This window comes from Nocardioides sp., from assembly GCF_035703625.1.
GTDB lineage: Bacteria > Actinomycetota > Actinomycetes > Propionibacteriales > Nocardioidaceae > Nocardioides.
This window is the reverse complement of the sequence record NZ_DASSXS010000051.1, coordinates 1-18149: the sequence shown is the minus strand read 5'-3', so window position 1 is coordinate 18149 and position 18149 is coordinate 1. Positions and strand designations below refer to the sequence as shown.

The 18149-nt window shown below is 72.9% G+C and carries 16 protein-coding genes; 12 read left to right on the top strand and 4 right to left on the bottom strand.

Annotation, left to right across the window (positions count from 1 at the left end):
• The 4 genes from VFN12_RS02390 to VFN12_RS02375 form a co-directional block, all read right to left on the bottom strand.
• Positions 1-1965, bottom strand: a 1965-nt coding sequence (locus VFN12_RS02390) for an SCO7613 C-terminal domain-containing membrane protein (RefSeq protein WP_414690001.1), incomplete at its 3' end; no start/stop codon positions are given.
• 98 nt (positions 1966-2063) lie between these two features.
• Entirely contained in the window at positions 2064-3467 is a 1404-nt protein-coding gene (locus VFN12_RS02385; protein ID WP_325116956.1) for a DUF1116 domain-containing protein, read from the bottom strand.
• Entirely contained in the window at positions 3464-4876 is a 1413-nt protein-coding gene (locus VFN12_RS02380; RefSeq protein WP_325116955.1) for an FdrA family protein, read from the bottom strand. Before VFN12_RS02380 ends, VFN12_RS02385 begins: the two co-directional genes overlap by 4 nt.
• On the bottom strand, positions 4873-5667 hold the full coding sequence (locus VFN12_RS02375; protein ID WP_325116954.1) for a DUF2877 domain-containing protein: 795 nt from the start codon (positions 5665-5667) through the stop codon (positions 4873-4875). The genes VFN12_RS02380 and VFN12_RS02375 overlap by 4 nt, the downstream gene beginning before the upstream one ends.
• A 79-nt stretch (positions 5668-5746) precedes the next feature.
• Here VFN12_RS02375 and VFN12_RS02370 point away from each other — a divergent pair, with 79 nt between their 5' ends.
• The 12 genes from VFN12_RS02370 to VFN12_RS02315 all read left to right on the top strand — a co-directional run bounded on the left by VFN12_RS02370 (position 5747) and on the right by VFN12_RS02315 (position 18062).
• Positions 5747-7006 (top strand): helix-turn-helix domain-containing protein, encoded by a 1260-nt coding sequence (locus tag VFN12_RS02370; protein ID WP_325116953.1) that lies wholly within the window; start codon positions 5747-5749, stop codon positions 7004-7006.
• Positions 7007-7051: 45 nt separating this feature from the next.
• Positions 7052-7705: a GntR family transcriptional regulator gene (locus VFN12_RS02365; RefSeq protein ID WP_325116952.1), complete on the top strand. Its 654-nt coding sequence runs from the start codon at positions 7052-7054 to the stop codon at positions 7703-7705.
• A gap of 43 nt (positions 7706-7748) precedes the next feature.
• Positions 7749-9008 (top strand): NRAMP family divalent metal transporter, encoded by a 1260-nt coding sequence (locus VFN12_RS02360; RefSeq protein ID WP_325116950.1) that lies wholly within the window; start codon positions 7749-7751, stop codon positions 9006-9008.
• A complete protein-coding gene (locus VFN12_RS02355; protein ID WP_325116949.1) occupies positions 9008-9787 on the top strand; it encodes a 5-oxoprolinase subunit PxpA in 780 nt (259 codons plus the stop codon). Before VFN12_RS02360 ends, VFN12_RS02355 begins: the two co-directional genes overlap by 1 nt.
• Complete coding sequence (gene pxpB / locus VFN12_RS02350) at positions 9784-10410, top strand: 5-oxoprolinase subunit PxpB (protein ID WP_325116948.1); 627 nt, start codon at positions 9784-9786, stop codon at positions 10408-10410. Before VFN12_RS02355 ends, pxpB begins: the two co-directional genes overlap by 4 nt.
• A complete protein-coding gene (locus tag VFN12_RS02345; protein WP_325116947.1) occupies positions 10407-11318 on the top strand; it encodes a biotin-dependent carboxyltransferase family protein in 912 nt (303 codons plus the stop codon). The genes pxpB and VFN12_RS02345 overlap by 4 nt, the downstream gene beginning before the upstream one ends.
• Positions 11315-12115, top strand: a complete 801-nt coding sequence (locus VFN12_RS02340) for a putative hydro-lyase (RefSeq protein WP_325116945.1) — start codon at positions 11315-11317, stop codon at positions 12113-12115. The genes VFN12_RS02345 and VFN12_RS02340 overlap by 4 nt, the downstream gene beginning before the upstream one ends.
• 86 nt (positions 12116-12201) lie before the next feature.
• Positions 12202-13698, top strand: coding sequence for a uracil-xanthine permease family protein (locus tag VFN12_RS02335; RefSeq protein ID WP_325116944.1), 1497 nt, complete (start codon positions 12202-12204; stop codon positions 13696-13698).
• A complete protein-coding gene (locus tag VFN12_RS02330) occupies positions 13695-14519 on the top strand; it encodes an FAD binding domain-containing protein (protein WP_325116943.1) in 825 nt (274 codons plus the stop codon). The genes VFN12_RS02335 and VFN12_RS02330 overlap by 4 nt, the downstream gene beginning before the upstream one ends.
• On the top strand, positions 14516-15046 hold the full coding sequence (locus VFN12_RS02325; protein WP_325116942.1) for a (2Fe-2S)-binding protein: 531 nt from the start codon (positions 14516-14518) through the stop codon (positions 15044-15046). Before VFN12_RS02330 ends, VFN12_RS02325 begins: the two co-directional genes overlap by 4 nt.
• Positions 15043-17445 carry an aerobic carbon-monoxide dehydrogenase large subunit gene (gene cutA, locus VFN12_RS02320; protein WP_325116941.1) on the top strand — a complete coding sequence of 801 codons (2403 nt, stop codon included), beginning with the start codon at positions 15043-15045 and terminating at the stop codon, positions 17443-17445. Before VFN12_RS02325 ends, cutA begins: the two co-directional genes overlap by 4 nt.
• Positions 17442-18062 carry a carbon monoxide dehydrogenase subunit G gene (locus VFN12_RS02315; RefSeq protein WP_325116940.1) on the top strand — a complete coding sequence of 207 codons (621 nt, stop codon included), beginning with the start codon at positions 17442-17444 and terminating at the stop codon, positions 18060-18062. Before cutA ends, VFN12_RS02315 begins: the two co-directional genes overlap by 4 nt.
• The last annotated feature ends 87 nt before the right edge of the window (positions 18063-18149 follow it).

Below are 18149 nucleotides of genomic sequence, written 5' to 3'. Positions count from 1 at the left end.
CACCAGCACGACGGCTGACGGCAGCGTGTAGGGCTCGGGGGCCTCGACGCCGAGGTCGGCCAGCCGCACCCAGGTGGCCGCGGCGAGCAGGAGGCCGCCGGGCCAGGCGAGGACGCGGCGGTCGCGGTGGACCAGGCTGCTCAGGGTCACGAGGGCCCCGGCCACGGTCAGGTGGATGGCCAACGCCGTCGGCAGGTCGGGCGCGACGTCCAGCGCGGCGAGGGCGGCGATCAGCCCGGTCACGGCAGCCGATGCCTCGACCTCGACGCGTGGGACGGCGATCGCCAGCAGCCCGAGCACGACGAGGATCGGCAGCGCCCGAAGGTCCACCGTGATGGCAGCCACCTCGGCGCCGCTCCACACCACGCCCGCCGAGGCGGCGGGCAGGAGCAGCCCGCCCAGCATCGTCGACGGGGTGGCCCGGGACCGCAGGAGCAGGAGGGCGACGGAAACCGCGGCCGCGCATGCGACGAGGGTGAGGACTGCGCTGGGCAAGGCCGCGGCAATGGTCACCGCGATCACGAGGCAGGCGAGCACGGGGCGTCCGAGCCAGGCGACGGCCAGGGCGGCGACCGCCAGGACGCCGACGACAACGGCCAGCGGGACTGAGTACAAGGCGAGCGTGGCCGTGGCCGCGACCACGAGCATCGCGACACCAACGAACCTGTCGCGCTGGAGCGGAGTGGCCGCCCACGCCGCAGCCAGGAGTGCGGCGACGAGCGGGACCAGCAGCAGGGGGCTGGTGTCCGGGGAGAGAGCGGCGAGCCGGACGGCGGCTGTCTCGGTGAACGGGTCACCGACGCTCCCGACCCGGACCGTCGCGTCGAGGAGGTGGGCAGCTGTGAATGCGAGGGCAGGCACCGCAGCCAGGGCAAGCGGACCGTACGCCACTTCGCGCGAGAGTGCTGCGGAGATCGCGGTCCAGACGACCAGTGCGCTGAGGAGGGCCAGTCCGATGGCGGTTGCTCCCTCGTCGAGGGCCGGCACGGCGAGGAGCAGGGTGACGATGGTCGCGGCTCCGGATGCGGCGGCCCAGGCCTCCCGGCCCGGGTGGAGCAAGCCGGCCAGGCCGACCAGGAGGGCGGCCGCACCGAGCAGCGGAAGCGCGTTCGGGGTGGTCCAGAGGCCGGTCAGGCTCGGGTCGCTGAACGCGTCCTCGAGGCCGGCGAGCAGGAGCCAGAGCCACCACGTGCCGGCCGCGAGTGCGGCCGTCACGCGCAGCGTGCGGGCACCGAGCAGGCGGCCGAGCGACGCCGCCGTGGCGAGTGCGAGCACCGCGACGAATGCGACGATGCGGCCGTGGCCAGTGCTGACCGCGACCCCGACGAAGGCGAGGACGAGGCCGACCACCACCCCAAGCTGGGGTACAACGAGACGGGACCTCACGAGCATCGCGCAGGAAAGGGCTGCGACCCCCGCGCCGACCAGGGCGGTCGACTCGGCTGGGTCGGGATCCCCGAGCCACCCAGCCGTGATGGCGCCCACCACGTCGAGTGCCACCAGCCCGAGCGACACTGTGGTCAGGGACTCGGCAGCGATCCGGAGTCCGCGCCGTCCGAGCAAGACACCTGCGCCAGCGGCCGCGGCGGTCAAGGTCACCAGAACCCCGGTCCGACCCCCGACACCCATCCACGACCAGGCGACCGCGAGGAAGGTGACCGCAGCGACCAAGAGGCAGAGCGCGCCGAGACTGAGCAGGATCACGGGGACCGAAGCGGTGCGCAGGCCCAAGCGGCGGGCGGTCGAGGGTACGCGGCCCTCGGGCACGGCAGGTGATGGCGTCGACTCCTCGGCGGCGGCCTTGGCGCGGAGCTGAGCGAGCAGGACGTCGGCGTGCTGGAAGGTCTGGTACAGCTCCGCGGTCAGTGGGTCCCGCAGCGGAAGGTGGCAGGAGGGGCAGGACTGGGGGTTTGCGGGGAGCGCTGTCCGGCAGCTGGGGCACAGGCGCAGATCGGCGTAACGCATCATGCCTTCATTTCACCGCTGCGGCGGCCTGGTACGACAGAGTCGAAGGACCGCATCGCACTGGGTGCTGCTACTCAGTCATCGAGTCAGTCATCGAGTCAGTCAGCCGCGGCGGCCAGCTCGGCAAGCCGGGCGAGCGCCGTGGGAAACACCTCGGCCGGGGGAGTGACCAGCCCGGCGCCGACCTGCCCGACGCCGGCCACCCGGCCCGCCATGCCGGTGTTGATCTGGGGCAGGACGCCGGTCCGGCAGACGCGGGTGACGTCGATCCCTGTCGGGACGCCCTGGAACTCCAGCACCGGCACCGACCAGCGGGGATTCTCGGCGAGGGTGATCTCGTGCATCCGGCGCGTGGTGGCCAGCGCGTCGGGCACGCTGCCCCCGACCAGGCGGACGATGGCCGGCGCGGTCGCCATCGCGAAGCCCCCGATCCCCGCGGTCTCGGTGATGGCCGAGTCGCCGATGTCGGGGTTGGCGTCGTCTGGCCCGTAGTCGCCGAGGAACAGCCCGTCGGCCAGCTGGGCCGGTCCGGTGAACCACTCGTCGCCGGTGCCGGAGACCTGGATCCCGAAATCGGTGCCGTTGCGGGCCATCGCCACGACCATCGTCGAACCGGGGATGTCCCGCGCGGCGTCGAGGGCCAGCTTGCAGGCGGGCATCGCGAGGTTGAGGAAGAAGTGGTCGTTGCCGCCGACGAAGCGCAGCGCATCCGCGACGTCGTCGGTGGTGAACCCGGCGTCGGCTGCCGCGCTCACCAGGGCCGGCGCCAGGTCGCGCATCAGCATCAGGGTGCCGGCCCGGTTGCGGTTGTGGGCCTCGTCGCCCATCTGCAGCATCTGGGTCAGGATCCCGGTCACGTCGACCGGCCCGCTCGACCGGACGGCCGCCTGCAGCAACGGGCCCAGGACTCCGGCCATCCAGCGCAACCGGTCCAGGACCTCGGGTGCGTAGGCGCCGTACCGCAGCACCTTGCCGAGCCCCTCGTTGAGGGTGCAGTGGGTCCGGGCGCCGGTGTCGGGGTCCTCGAGCACGAACATCCACATCGAGGGAGTGACCACGCCCGCCATCGGCCCGACCGCCCCTCGGTGGTGGCAGGGCTCCAGGGAGACGTGCTGGCCCCTCTCGAACAGCGGGCCGGCGTCCTCCGGGTCGTCGACCAGGCCCTCGAGGGCGGCCGCCCCCATGAGCGCACCCCGCAGCGGACCCGAGGCGCGGTCCCACGTGATCGGCGGGCCGGCGTGCAGGAAGTGGCCGGGCTCGAGCCCGAGGATCGCCGAGGCGGGGCCGACGTCGACGAGCATCGCCTGGACCCGCAGCATCCGGGCCACGGCCTCCTCGTTGGCCGCCCGCCGCCGCGGATCGGCGGCCACCGTCGCGAGACCGGCCTCGGTGCCGGGCATGGGGGGTCGCCAGTCGACCCGGGTGACGTCGACGGCCTGGGCCTCGATGGCGTCGGCGAGGAGGTCGACCCCGACGCCGACGACGTGGTCAGGTGCGGTCATCGCCCGCCTCCGAGGAGCTCGACGGCCCGGCGGGTCGCCGTGGCGTTGGACAGGTGGACCTCGGCGCCGGCCTCGGCCAGGATCCGGACCTGGCGGTCGAGGTCCTGCGGGTCGTGGGCGGTGCCGACCACCGACACCACGACGGGCCTCTCGGCGGCGGTCACGGCGGGGGCCAGCAGCGCGCTGGGGTCGGGCTCGGCGCCGTGACCGAGGACGACGTCGAGCAGGACCACGCCGGTGCGTACGTCGGCGGCCGCCCGCGACAGCTGCTCGAGCCGCAGGGTGGGGTCGATCATGGGATGGGCGCGGCCGCCGGTCAGCTCGTCGGCACCGAAGTCGACCAGGTCGACGCGGTCGGCGCCCAGCAGCTCGCCGGCGATCAGGCGCGACTCCTCGCAGAGGGTGCCGCCCACGAACAGTCCCCGCAGGATGGACCCGTCGGGAAGCAGCGGCGCGTCAGCGCTGCCCGTGACCGGCCAGGCGGGGACGTCGCGGTCGAGCCGGCGCAGGACCGATTCCGCTGCGGCGGTCAGGTCCGGCTGGCCGGGCCCCAGCAGGGCCAGCTCGACCGGTGTGGCCAGCGAGTCGGCGTACTCCTCGATCTCGGCGGCGACGTCGCTCGCCGGGGGCTTGGACACGAGCACGATCAGCTCCACGCCGGGGTCGGCGTCCAGCCGGGTGAGGGCGGTGCGGGTGGACAGGCCGCGGACCTCGGCAGACAGGTCGCGGCCGCCGACGCCGAGCGCGGAGGACACGCCCACGCCGGCGTGGTCGAGCAGGGCGAGCAGCTGCTGGCACCCGGTGCCGGAGGCGGCCACGATGCCCACCGGGCCGGGTGAGGTGACGTTGGCGAAGCCGAGGCCGAGACCGCCGACGACGGCGGTGCCGCAGTCCGGGCCCATGACGAGGAGGTGGCGTTCGGAGGCCATGCGCTTGAGGGCGACCTCCTGCGCCAGCGGGACGTTGTCGCTGAAGACCATCACGTCGCTGCCGGCGTCGAGGGCGTCCACCGCCTCGACGAGCGCGTGCGCGCCCGGCACCGAGACCAGGACCAGCGCCTGGGGGGCCAGCCGCAACGCGGTGGCGGTCGTACGCGGTGGCGCGTGCTCCGTCGTGCCTCCCGACGGGGCGGTCGACCGCGACAGCGCCGCATCGACGGCCGCGAGCACGGAGTCGAGCTCCGCGCTCTCGTCGAGGCGCAGCGCCACGACCAGGTCGTCGGGTGCCGCGGCCGGGACGGTGAAACCCATCCCGGCCAGGACCTCGAGGTTCAGCGGGGTCGCCATGGCGACCTGCGCGGCCACCACGCCGGCCTCGTCCTGCACGGTGCGGCTGACCTGGAGGAGCGTGACCGAGTCGGCATAGGCGCCGTGCCGCAGCTCGACGTGCTCCGTCATGGGGGTGCTCATGCGGCACCCACCCGCGACCGGGAGCCGTCGCCCGCCAGGGCGTCGAGCGCGAGCCGGGCTCCCTGCAGGAGTGCAGCCCCGGAGCTGCCGCCGACCGCCTCCAGCTCGGCGGCGCGGTGAGCCTCGTCTGCGGTGCCGACCGCCCGCAGGAACCGGCCCAGCTCGGGCAGGGCCTCGCCGTCCAGCGCGCAGTCCAGCAGAGTCGCGGACAGCAGCGTGGTGCGGTGCAGTCCCGCCCGAACGGCCCGGTCGACCTCCGGCGTGGGTACGCCGGCGGCGCGGTGGGTCGCGATCCAGCCGCACAGCAGGTCGTCGCCCTCCGGGGTGAGCCCGGTGCCCCGGCCCAGGAGCTCTGGCACCACGGCCTCCAGAGGGGGAGCGGTGGCCTCGGCCACCCCTGGTGGGACCAGCCCGACCACCACGGCCTGGGGGGTGGCCGCGCCGGTGGCCGGACTGGCCGTCCGGTGTGGGATCGCGGCGTGGTCGAGGGGCGGGACCCGTACGTCCACGGCACGGCCCACCATCAACGGTATGCCGTCGACGTGAAGCGTCCCACCCGCCATGTGGGCCCAGGAGCACGACCAGTCGCCGAAGCCGCGAATTCTCGACCGGAGTCCGCACGGGACGCCGGTCGCGTGCCGGCCGAGCAGGCCGACGCAGCGGTCGCCGACGGCGACGTAGACCGCCTGGGGCCCGGCGTGGACGATCGGCACGGGGCCGTCGGGCGCGGTGCGGATGAGGTCCCGGATCCGCGGTGGTGCGCTGACCGGGACGCTCGCCGGGACGCTCATGGTTCACGACGCTAGTGGCCGCCGGTTACGTTTGCCGATGTGAGGTTGTGCCAACGATCTTTCGGGGAGGGGCCAAGTATTGATATCCGGGGATGACGCCGCGGCCGTCCTGGCCCGCGTCGATGCGCTGCACACCGCGCTGACCGACATCGTGCTCGAGGGTGGTGACCTCGACCGGATCGCGGCGGAGGTCGGGAAGGTGCTCGACGTCGGGGTCCTGTTCACCTCCACCGACGGCCGGGAGCGGGCCGCCGCGATGGACCCGGTGCAGCGGGCAGCCCTCGACGCCGCCGACTTCATCGACGCCTCCGGGCGGGTCCGGGTGGAGAAGATCGCGGGCGGCGGCAGGTCGCTGGGTCCCGGGCAGGTCCGTTCGCTACGGGTGGCCGCGGGTGGTGAGGACCTCGCCCGCCTGGTGTGCTGCCGCACCGACGTACCCATCCCGGAGAACGACGTCCACGCCCTCGAGCGCGCCGCGGCGGTCGCCGCCCTCCTGATCACGCGGGAGGAGGCGGTGACGGCCGTCGAGAACAAGTACCAGGGCGACTTCCTGCGCGACCTGTTCCTGCGCCGGGCCGGCGACGACCAGTACGTCGAGGAGCACGCCGAGGCCTTCGGCTGGGACCTGCGCCGGCCGGTGGTCGTCGTCGTGGCCGAGCTGGACCCGCCGCGGCCGGGGGAGGACGCCTCGGGCCCGCAGCGACGCCGGTGGCAGGACCGCTTCTCGTCCGCCTGGCGCCAGGTCACCACCACCCTCGAGAAGGGGGTGCCCAGTGTCGACTTCTCCTCCGAGGTGGTCGCCCTGCTGCCGGTCACCGGCAGCGACGACACACCGTGGCCGGGCCACGGCGTCGTACGGACGGTGGTGGCGGCGGTGGCGGGGGACCGGGGTGGCGGCCGCCGGCCCTTCTCCGTGGGCGTGAGCCGCGTGGCGGGATCGCTGGCCGAGCTCCCCGAGGCGTACGCGCAGGCCCGGCGCACCGTGCAGGTCGGGCGACGTATCCACGGCGACGGGTCGACGACGTTCTTCGACCAGCTCGGCGTGCATCGCCTGATCGCGCTGGTGCCCGACGTCGAGGAGCTGCGCTCCTTCGCCCGCGACGTGCTCGGACCGGTCGGGGAGCCGACCGCCGCGTCCGCCGACCTGCGCGCGACCTTGCGGATCCTCCTCGACACCAACTTCAACGTGGCCGAGGCGGCCCGCCTCCAGTTCTTCCACTACAACACCATGCGCTACCGGGTCGGGAAGCTGGAGCGGCTGCTGGGTCCGCTGTCGTCCGACGCGAACCTGCGGCTCGACGTCGCCGTCGCGCTGCGCGTGCTCGAGATCGCGTCCTGACCCGCGTCCCGGGTCGGCGACCTCCCTGCGTGTCATGATCGGAAGGTGTCCGCACTGCCCTCTTCGAGTCAGGCCCCCGCAGCCGCGCGGGCGGCGGACACGCTCCGTGAGCACATCATCGAGGGCCAGTACCGGTCCGGCGACCCACTGCGGGAGGCCAGCATCGCGAGCGCCCTCGGGGTGTCGCGCAACACCGTCCGGGAGTCGTTCCGGCTGCTGGCCCAGGACGGCCTGGTCGAGCATGCGCCGCACCGGGGCGTGACCGTCCGGAGCCTGACCGCCGCGGACATCGAGGACATCTACCGGATCCGGCGGGCTCTCGAGCTCCTGGGACTGGAGGCCGTCGGCCCGGACCTCCCCCTGCTCTCCGACCTGGTCGGCCAGGCAGAGGAGGCCGCCGCCCTGGGCGACTGGGCCGCCGTGTCGACCGCCGACCTCCGGTTCCACCAGACGGTCGTCGCGGCCCTGGGCAGTCCGCGCCTCGATGCGATGTTCCAGCGCCTGCTCGCCGAGCTCAGGCTGGCCTTCGCGGCGATGCCGGACCCCCGCGAGTTCCACGAGCCCTACCTGCGCCGCAACCGGCTGCTCGTCGGCCTCCTCGAGTCGGGGGACCGGGCGGCCGCCGCCGCGGAGCTGGTCGCCTATCTCGAGACCGCGGAGCGAGCGCTCTCCCGGATGCTCCGCTGGCGCAATCGTTGAACAATCTGTGGACATATTGTTCAACAACTTCTAGGGTGCTGTGATGGCCCACACACCCGAGCACGCCACCAGCCCGTCGCCCGCCCCGGGAGCCGAGGAGGAGCCCTCCGCACTACGGTCCTCCTCCGGCCGTGCCGGGTTCCTCGGGGCGATGTTCCTGATGGCGACCTCGGCCATCGGACCGGGGTTCCTGACCCAGACCACGGCGTTCACGGTCCAGCTCGGCGCGGCCTTCGCATTCGCGATCCTCGCGTGCGTGCTGCTCGACATCGCGATCCAGATGAACGTCTGGCGGGTCGTCGGGGTCTCCGGGAGGCGGGCCCAGACCCTGGCGAACAGCGCCCTGCCCGGTTCGGGATTCCTCCTGGCGGCGCTCGACGTCTTCGGCGGGCTGGTGTTCAACATCGGCAACATCGCCGGCACCTCGCTGGGCCTGCAGGCGATGTTCGGCCTCGACATCAGGGTTGGTGGCGCGATCTCCGCGGCGATCGCCATCGCGATCTTCCTGGTGCGCAAGGCGGGGGTCGCCATGGATCGCGTCGTGATCCTGCTCGGGTTGCTCATGATCGCGCTGACGGCGTACGTCGCGATCACCAGCTCCCCACCCGTCGGGGACGCGCTGATCCAGACCGTGGCGCCCGAGACCGTCGACTTCCTGGTGATCACCACCCTCGTCGGGGGCACGGTCGGTGGCTACATCGTGTACGCCGGTGCGCACCGCCTCGTCGACAACGGCGTCCGCGGACCGGAGAACGTCCCGGCCATCACCCGGGCCTCGATCAACGGAATCGCGATCACCGCCCTGATGCGGGTCCTGCTCTTCCTCGCGGTCCTGGGCGTCGTCACCCAGGGCGCGAGCCTCGACCCGGAGAACCCCACCGCATCGGCGTTCGAGTTCGCGCTCGGCACCGCCGGGGAGGTGATGTTCGGGGCGGTCATCTGGATCGCGGCGATCACGTCGGTGATCGGGGCGTCCTACACCTCGACCTCGTTCCTCAAGGTCTTCGGCAGCTGGGTCACCCACTGGGAGCGGTGGGTCGTCGTCGGCTTCATCGTGATCTCGACGGCGATCTTCCTCGCGCTCGGTACGACGCCGGTGAACCTGCTGATCTTCGCCGGAGGGTTCAACGGGCTGATCCTCCCGGTCGGGCTCGGACTGCTCCTGTGGGTGGCGGCACGCCGCAGCGACCTGATGGGCGGCTACCGCTACCCGCGCTGGCTGATCGTCATCGGCGTGCTGGCCTGGCTGACCACCGTCTACCTCGGCTACCAGTCGATGGCCGGGCTGGGAGAGCTGTTCTGATGGCTGACGACCCGACCGTCGACCTGAACAGCGACCTCGGCGAGGGCTTCGGGCCCTGGCCGATGGGAGACGACGAGGCGATGCTCGACGTCGTCACCAGCGCCAACGTGGCCTGCGGCTTCCACGCCGGTGACCCCACCCAGATGCGCCACATGTGCCGGTGGGCCGCCGAGCGCGGGATCGCGATCGGCGCGCACGTCGGCTACCGGGACCTGGCCGGGTTCGGCCGGCGGTTCATCGAGGTCAAGCCGGACGAGCTCGCTGCCGACGTGCTCTACCAGCTCAGCGCGCTCGACGGGATCGCGCGGTCGGCCGGAAGCCGCGTGCGCTACGTCAAGCCACATGGCGCGCTCTACAACGCGATCGTCCACCACGAGCCGCAGGCGGCCGCCGTCGTCGAGGCGGTGGTGTCGTTCGACGCCTCCCTGCCCGTCCTCTGCCTGCGCGGGTCGCGCTTCCTCGCCCTGGCCGAGGAGGCCGGGCTGCCGGTCCACCACGAGGCGTTCGCCGACCGTGCCTACAACCCGGACGGGACGCTGGTGTCGCGGTCCGAGGCCGGAGCCGTCCTGACCGACGCGACGCAGGTGGCGGAGCGCTGCGTGGCCATGGTGCGCGACGGACGGGTCACGGCGGTGGAGGGCACCGAGATCGAGGTCGACGCCGCCTCCATCTGCGTGCACGGGGACACCCCGGGAGCCACCGCGATGGCGGTCGCAATCCGGGACGCGCTCACCGAGGCCGGCGTGACGCTGAGGTCGTTCGCCGACGCCGACGGATGAGGTTGCTGCCCTGCGGTGACGCGGCCCTGCTCGTCGAGGTCGACGACCTGCGGTCGGTCCTGGCCCTGGCCGCCGCGATCCGGGCCGACCGTGACGGCGGGGGCCTCGCCGACGTCGTCGACGTCGTACCCGCCGCCCGGACCGTGCTCCTGCGCTGCCGCCCCGGCCCGGGGGTGCTGGCCGGCGTGGCCGACCGGCTGCGCGGACTGGAGACCGCCGAGCACGACGCGGAGGAGGGGCCGCAGGTGGAGGTCGAGGTGACCTACGACGGTCCGGACCTCGAGGACGTGGCCCGGATCAGCGGCCTCGGGGCGGACGAGGTGGTGCGGCTCCACACGGATGCCGAGTGGACGGTGGCGTTCACCGGGTTCCTCCCGGGCTTCGGCTACCTCGTCGGGGGCGACGAGAGACTGGTCATGCCGCGCCGGGAGGAGCCGCGCACCAAGGTGCCGGCCGGTTCGGTCGGCCTCGCCGGCGAGTTCACCGGCGCCTACCCGCGCGAGTCCCCGGGCGGGTGGCAGCTGATCGGGCGCACCGAGGAGACGCTGTGGGACCCCGAGCGCGACCCGCCGGCCCTGCTGGCACCCGGGACCCGGGTCAGGTTCGTCCGGGTCGGGCCATGAGCGGCGAGGCGCTGCAGATCGAGGAGGCCGGGTCGCTGACCACGACCCAGGACCTCGGGCGGGCCGGGTACGCCTGGCTGGGCGTGCCCCGTTCGGGAGCACTCGACCCAGGGGCGCTGACGCTGGCCAACCGCCTCGTCGGCAACCCCGAGGACGCCACGGCGCTGGAGGTCACGCTCGGCGGCCTGCGGTTCGTGGCCCGACGCGCGCTGGAGCTGGCCATCACCGGTGCGCCGGTCCCGGTCACCGTCGACGGCCGGGCCGCGGGTCTGGGCTGCGCCGTGCACGTCGCGGCCGGATCCACCGTCGCGCTCGGCACGCCGCGGGTCGGGGTCCGCAGCTACGTCGCGCTCCGGGGCGGGATCGATGTGCCCCGCGTCCTCGGCTCGGCGAGCACCGACCTGCTGGCGGGCATCGGGACCCCGCTGGGGCCGGGGGACCGGATCCACCTCGGCGCCGTGCCGGACGCAGGGATCCCCGCCCTGGACCAGGCGCCCGTCGCCACCCCCTCGGCGGACGACCTCGTGCTGCACGTCGTCCTCGGCCCCCGGGACGACTGGTTCACCGAGGCATCGCTCGAGGAGCTGGCCTCGGCCGCGTGGGAGGTCGACTCGAGGAGCAACCGCGTCGGCGTCCGCCTGACCGGTCCGGTGCTCGAGCAGCGGCAGCGGCGCGAGCTGCCGAGCGAGGGCACGATCCCCGGGTCGATCCAGGTGCCGCACAACGGCCAGCCCGTGCTGTTCCTGGCCGACCACCCGGTCACCGGGGGCTATCCGGTGATCGCGGTCGTGACGACCGGGGACCTGGGCCTCGTGGCCCAGGCGCGACCCGGGCAGCGGCTCAGGTTCCGCCCCGTCAGCGCTCCGCTGCCGGCCGAGCGTCCCGATCGGGAGCCGGTGCACCGATGACCACCCTGCCGAGCGCCGAGCACCGGCGCGACCTGCCGCCCGCCGAGGCACGTGCGCTGTTCCGGGCGGGCCTGCGTACGCCGACCGCCGGATGGTGCCGCGGCTGGACCCAGGCGAACCTGATCGCCGTACCCTCCGACCTCGCCTACGACATGCTGCTGTTCGCCCAGCGCAACCCGAAGGCGTGTCCGCTGCTCGACGTCGGTGACGTGGGGTCGGTGTCCACCTCGCTGATGTCCGGCGACCTGCGCACCGACGTTCCGGCGTACCGGGTCTTCGAGGACGGCGAGCTGGTCGACGAGCCGGACGACGTGCGCGACGTCTGGCGTGAGGACCTGGTCGCCTTCCTGATCGGGTGCAGCTTCACCTTCGAGGCGGCCCTGCTGGACGCAGGTGTGCCCGTGCGCCACATCGAGCAGGACGTGAACGTCCCGATGTTCCGGACCTCGGTCCCGACCCGTCCGGCCGGGCGTCTGGGCGGGCCGCTGGTGGTCTCGATGCGGCCGGTCCGCGCCCGGGACGTCGCGGCCGCGGTCAGGGTCACCGCCCGCTATCCCGCGGTGCACGGGGCGCCGGTCCACGTCGGCGACCCGGAGGCCATCGGGATCTCGCACCCCGACCGCCCGGACTACGGCGATCCGGTCGAGATCCGGGCCGACGAGGTGCCCGTCTTCTGGGGCTGCGGGGTGACGCCGCAGGCCGCGGTGGTGGCGTCGCGGCCGCCGTTCGCGATCGGTCACGCCCCCGGCCACATGGTCCTCACCGATGCCCGGGACAGCGACTACCTGGTGCCGTGAGCCGGAACGGTGCGCCGCGCCGCCAAACCGGCCTGCCGCGCTAGCGTGAGCCCGAGGATCGTGACCAGCGCAGCGGGAGGGCACTGATGTCGATGTTCAAGTGGGACGTGGTCGACCCGGCCCCGGGACAGGCCGTCGCGCCGCACCAGCGACTGGCGTGGGGCAAGACGGTGGGCCTCGGCGCCCAGCACGTGATCGCGATGTTCGGCGCCACGTTCGTGTTTCCGATCATCATGGGCCTCAACCCCAACCTCGCGATCATGATGAGCGGCATCGCCACGATCTGCTTCCTGCTGATCGTCAAGGGCAGGGTGCCGAGCTACCTCGGCACCTCCGCGTCGTTCGTCGGTGGCGCCACCGCGATCTACACCTACTCCGGCGCGGGTGGCCCCGGCGGGCCGGCCGACGTCACCGGTGCGATCCTGGTCTCCGGCGTGGTGCTGGCCCTGGTCGGTGTCGCCATCCACTTCCTCGGCGCGGGAGTCGTCAACACGGTGCTGCCGCCGGTGGTCACCGGTGCGGTCGTCATGCTGATCGGCTTCAACCTGGCCGGAGTCGCCACCGACGTCTACCTGCCGACCGATCCCTGGATCGCCATGCTCACGATGACGGTGGTGATCCTGATGGCGGTCGGGCTCAAGGGCTTCCTCGGCCGGATCGCGATCTTCCTCGCCCTGGTCTTCGGCTACGTCGTCTCCTGGCTGGCGGACCTGGTCTTCGGGCAGATCACCTCTCCGACCCCTTCCTCCGAGGGCAAGGCGATCGCGCACGACCGGGTCGACTGGTCCGGGGTCGCGTCTGCCGACTGGTTCGGATTTCCGCCGCACACCGCGGACGGGCTGGTCGGCAACCAGACCCTGGCCGGCAACCTCGACGCGGTCGGCTGGCACCTGCCGTCCTTCTCGGTCGGGTTCGCCCTGCTGGCGCTGCCGGCGGTGATCGCGCTCGTGGCCGAGAACATCGGCCACGTCAAGGCGGTCTCCGGGATGACCGGCGCCGACCTCGACCCGGTCGTCGGCCGCGCCGTCGCCGCCGACGGGGTCGGCACCGTGATCACCTCGACGGTCGGTGGGTCGCCGACGACGACGTACGCCGAGAACATCGGCGTCATGGCGGCCACCCGCGTCTACTCCACGGCGGCGTACTTCGTCGCTGCGGTGACCGCGATCCTGCTCGGCCTGGTGCCGAAGTTCGGCGCGATCGTGGCGGCCACGCCCGCCGGCGTGCTGGCCGGGATCACGCTGGTGCTCTACGGGATGATCGGCCTGCTCGGCGCCAAGATCTGGATCGAGAACAACGTGAACTTCGGCGACCCGGCGAACCTGGTGCCGATCGCCGCCGGCCTGATCCTGGGCATCGGCTACGGCACGACCGGGTTCTTCACCGTGTTCGACAACTTCCAGATCCTCGGGCTCACGCTCAATCTCGAGCTCGGCGGCATCGCGCTCGGCACGATCGTCATCATCGCCGGCTACCACCTGGCCCGGGCGGTGGAGCCACGCGCGCTCGCGGGCACGATGATGGCGGTCGGCGAGCCGGGCGTGCACCGCGACGACACCACCGAACCGCCCCCCAGCGCGTGAAGCCCGCACCGTTCGCCTTCGTCCGGCCCGCCGGTCTCGAGCACGCCCTCGAGGCCCTGGCCGGCGATCCGGGTGCGAAGGTGCTGGCCGGCGGGCAGAGCCTGGTGCCGCTGCTGTCCATGCGGCTGGCGGCTCCCTCCCTGCTGGTCGACATCAACGGACTGCCCGGCCTCGACCACGTGACCTGCTCCGGCGACGGGGTTCGCGTCGGGGCCCTGGCCCGGCACGCCGACGTGCTCGCCGACCAGGAGGCCCGGCGGGTGCAGCCGCTGGTCGCGCTGGCCCTCGGTCACGTCGCGCACGCCACCATCCGCAACCGGGGCACCACCGTGGGCTCGCTGGTCCACGCCGACGCCGCCGCCGAGATGCCGGTGGTGCTCAAGCTCCTCGGCGGCTCGCTGGAGGTGGCCTCGGCGACCGGGCGGCGGACGATCGCCGCGGACGACCTGTTCGCCGGACCGCTGGAGTCGACGCTGGCCCATGACGAGATCGCCCTGGAGGCGTTCTTCCCCGCCCTGCCGCCCGGCTCCGGGGTGGCGTTCGAGGAGATCTCCCGGCGGCACGGGGACTATGCCCTGTGCGGGGCTGCGGCGCTCGTGGAGGATCACCGGGTGAGCGTGGGCTACCTGTCGGTCAGCGACGTGCCGACCGTCGTCGACCTCTCCGGTGTGCCCGAGGCCGAGCTGGGCGATGCGGCGCTGGAGCACCTCGAGCCCGCCGACGACATCCACGCCACCGCCGACTACCGGGCCGAGCTGGTCCGCGTGCTCACCCGACGGGTGGTCCGGGCGGCGCACGAGTTCCGGCAGGCGGCCTCATGACCGAGGAGCTGCACGAGGTCAGGCTGAGCGTCAACGGCGCCGTCCACGTCGTCCGCGTGCCCGCACGCCGGCTGCTCTCCGACGCGCTGCGGCACGACCTCGGCCTCACCGGCACCCACGTGGGCTGTGAGCACGGCGTGTGCGGGGCGTGCACCGTCCTCATCGACGGCCGGCCGGTGCGGTCCTGCCTGGTGTTCACGGTCTCCGCGGTCGACACCGAGATCACCACGGTCGAGGGCCTGACCGAGCCCGACGGCTCGCTCGGCCCGGTGCAGCAGGCGTTCAAGGAGTGCCACGGTCTCCAGTGCGGCTTCTGCACGCCCGGCTTCCTGACGACGATCACCGCGGGGCTCCGCGACAACCCCACGCCGACCCGCGACGAGGCCCGGGAGATGGTGGCCGGCAACCTCTGCCGGTGCACCGGCTACCAGAACATCGTGAAGTCCGTGGAGCGGGCGGCTGCGTTGGTTGAGGAGGGCCGTCAAGGCCCGTCTCGAAACCCCGCGAGGGAGGCAGGGTCTCGATGACCACGAAGCTCTTCGGCACCGGGGTGCAGCGGGTGGAGGACGAGCGCCTGCTGCGCGGCCACGGACGGTACGTCGACGACGTACTGGCCGGCGCCGGCACCCTCCACGCCGCGGTGCTCCGCTCCCCACACGCCCACGCCCGGATCACCGACATCGACGTCTCCGACGTGCTCGACGTCGACGGCGTCCACCTGGTGTGGACCCACGACGACCTCACCGGCGCGATGGCCGAGCCGCTGCCCCTCCTCATCCCGCACCCCGCGCTGACCCACGGCCGCACCCAGCACGCGCTGGCCCGGGACGAGGTCAACCACGTCGGGGAGGCGATCGCGTTCGTGGTGGCCGACGACCGCTACATCGCCGAGGACGCGGTCGGCCGGATCAGGGTGGCCTACGAGTTCCTCGAGCCGGTGGTCGGCATCGACGCCGCCCGGGCGGCCGACCACCTGGTGCACGACGACGTACCCGGTAACGTGGGCGCCCGGCTGGAGCAGGAGAACGGTGACGCCCGGGCCGCCATCGAGTCGGCGCCGCACACCCTGTCGCTCGACCTGACCATCGAGCGCAGCGCCTGCACGCCGCTGGAGGGCCGCGGCACGGTGGCGCGGTGGGACCCGGACGTCGGCCGGATGACGGTGTGGACCTCGACCCAGACGTCGACCGGCGTGCGTGCCGCGGTGGCGGCCAAGCTCGGCCTCGACCTGGCCCAGGTGGACGTGATCACGCCCGACGTGGGTGGTGGCTTCGGGGTGAAGATCAACCACCCGTGGCCGGAGGAGCTGCTGGTCCCGATGGCCGCGCGTTCGCTCGGGCGGCCGGTGAAGTTCACCGAGGACCGGCGTGAGCACTTCATCTCCTCGGCCCACGAGCGCGGGCAGGTGCACCACGTCGAGGTGGGTTTCGACGACGACGGGCGGGTGCTCGGGCTGGACGTGACGTTCTGGCACGACCACGGCGCCTGGACGCCGTACGGCCTGATCGTCCCGATCATCACCTCCACCCAGCTGCTCGGGCCCTACAAGCCCGGGAGCTACCGGGTCGTCTTCGAGAGCCTCTACACCAACACGGTGATGGTCACGCCCTACCGCGGTGCCGGGCGGCCCCAGGGCTGCTACGTCATGGAGCGGACCCTGGACGCGATCGCGGCGTCCCTGGGCAAGGACCGCACCGAGGTGCGCGCGGCCAACTTCATCCAGCCCGACGAGTTCCCCTACGACCAGGGGCTGATCTTCCAGGACGGGCGGGAGCTGGAGTACGACTCCGGCGACTACCCCGCGTCGCTGGCGAAGCTGAAGGAGCTGGTGGGCTGGGACGAGTTCCCGGCGTTCCGTGCGGAGATGGCCGCCGAGGGCAGGCGGGTCGGCATCGGGCTCGCCTGCTACGTCGAGGGCACCGGCGTCGGGCCCTACGAGGGCGCCCACGTCCACATCGAGACCTCGGGCAAGGTGAAGGTGGCGACCGGTCTGACCACGCAGGGCCAGGGTCACGCGACGTCGTTCGCGCAGATCGCGGCCGACGAGCTCGGCGTGGCGCTCGAGGACGTCGAGGTGGTCACCGGCGACACCCGCCGGATGCCCTACGCCGTCGGCACGTTCGCCTCCCGTGCGGCGGTGATGAGCGGATCGGCGATCCACCTCGCGGCGAAGGCGGCCCGGGAGAAGGCACTCCGGATCGCGGCCGAGGCGCTCGAGGCGTCGGTCGACGACCTCGAGATCGCCGACGGTGTCGTCTCGGTGCGGGGCACCGACTCCTCGATCGACCTCGGCACGGTCGCGGTGCTCTCCAACCCGCTGCGCTACGCCTTCGACGAGGCGTCGAAGGCGGCCACCCAGTTCTCCGTCGGCGACCCGGGCAAGCCGCCGGTGGCCGAGGACGACGAACCTGGCCTGGAGGGGCGCGACTTCTACAGCCCCGAGCGGTCGACGTTCGCCTCCGGGATGCATGCGGTGGTGGTGGAGACGGACCCCGACACCGCGGAGGTCCGGATCCTCAAGTACGCCGTCGTGCACGACTGCGGCAACCTGATCAACCCGATGATCGTCGAGGGCCAGATCCACGGCGGCGTGGCCCAGGGCGTGGCGGGCGCGCTCTACGAGCGGATGGCCTACGACGAGTCGGGGCAGCTGCTCAACGCGTCGTTCATGGATTTCCTGATGCCCTACGTCACCGAGGTGCCGGCCTCGATCGAGATCGACCACATCGAGACCCCGTCGCCGCTGAACCCGCTCGGGATCAAGGGCGCGGGAGAGGCGGGCGTGATCCCGTCGGCCGCGGTCTTCGCGTCCGCGATCGAGGACGCCGAGCGGCTCGATCACCCGGGACTGGGGATCACGTCCATGCCGATCTCACCGTCCGACCTGTTCGATCTGCGCCGACGTCACAGCCAGGAGACGCCATGAAGATCAGCGGCACCAACACGATCCCGTTCCCGGTCGACCGCGTCTGGGACGCGCTGCTCGACCCCGCCGTGCTGGTGCGCACGATCCCGGGCTGCGAGCGAATGGAGACGCGGGGCGACCACGCCTACGACATGACGGTGACGGCCGGGGTCGCGGCGATCCGCGGGACCTACCACGGCACCTGCGTGCTGTCGGACCTCGAGCCCCACTCGTCGCTGGTGATGGGCCTGCAGGGGGCGGGCGCACCGGGGACGGTGGACGCCACGGTCAACGTCCGCTTCACCGAGGCCGACGGGGGCACCCAGGTGGCCTGGGACGCCGACGCGGTCGTCGGCGGCATGGTCGGCGGGGTGGGCCAGCGGATGCTCGCATCGGTCTCGAAGCGGATGGCGGGGGAGCTGTTCGACGGCGTGGGACGGGAGCTGGCCGCACCGACGGCAGGGGGACCAGCGCCGGCGAGCGTGCTCGGGACCCCCGAGGGCGAGGGCCCGTCCGTCTTCACCCGTCCACCGGCGCCCGGTGGCGGGTCGCAGGACTTCGTCAAGGGCATCGCCGTCGGGGCGGGACTCGTGCTCCTCGGTGTCGTGGCCGGCGCGGTCTTCGGGCGCCGCCGGTGAGTGCGGGGTGTGTCGGTTTCCCCGGTGGGCCGGGGATTCATGCACTTCCCTGCCGAAATTTCGCCCTGGAAGTGTCGGTTTCCCCGG

Excerpts from the sequence above, each read along its gene's own strand:
- VFN12_RS02375 (WP_325116954.1), bottom strand. The coding sequence starts at position 5,667 with ATGAGCGTCCCGGCGAGCGTCCCGGTCAGCGCACCACCGCGGATCCGG.
- cutA (WP_325116941.1), top strand. The coding sequence starts at position 15,043 with ATGACCACGAAGCTCTTCGGCACCGGGGTGCAGCGGGTGGAGGACGAG.
- VFN12_RS02325 (WP_325116942.1), top strand. The coding sequence starts at position 14,516 with ATGACCGAGGAGCTGCACGAGGTCAGGCTGAGCGTCAACGGCGCCGTC.
- VFN12_RS02345 (WP_325116947.1), top strand. The coding sequence starts at position 10,407 with ATGAGCGGCGAGGCGCTGCAGATCGAGGAGGCCGGGTCGCTGACCACG.
- VFN12_RS02335 (WP_325116944.1), top strand. The coding sequence starts at position 12,202 with ATGTCGATGTTCAAGTGGGACGTGGTCGACCCGGCCCCGGGACAGGCC.
- VFN12_RS02385 (WP_325116956.1), bottom strand. The coding sequence starts at position 3,467 with ATGACCGCACCTGACCACGTCGTCGGCGTCGGGGTCGACCTCCTCGCC.
- VFN12_RS02315 (WP_325116940.1), top strand. The coding sequence starts at position 17,442 with ATGAAGATCAGCGGCACCAACACGATCCCGTTCCCGGTCGACCGCGTC.
- VFN12_RS02355 (WP_325116949.1), top strand. The coding sequence starts at position 9,008 with ATGGCTGACGACCCGACCGTCGACCTGAACAGCGACCTCGGCGAGGGC.
- VFN12_RS02360 (WP_325116950.1), top strand. The coding sequence starts at position 7,749 with ATGGCCCACACACCCGAGCACGCCACCAGCCCGTCGCCCGCCCCGGGA.
- VFN12_RS02340 (WP_325116945.1), top strand. The coding sequence starts at position 11,315 with ATGACCACCCTGCCGAGCGCCGAGCACCGGCGCGACCTGCCGCCCGCC.
- VFN12_RS02380 (WP_325116955.1), bottom strand. The coding sequence starts at position 4,876 with ATGAGCACCCCCATGACGGAGCACGTCGAGCTGCGGCACGGCGCCTAT.
- pxpB (WP_325116948.1), top strand. The coding sequence starts at position 9,784 with ATGAGGTTGCTGCCCTGCGGTGACGCGGCCCTGCTCGTCGAGGTCGAC.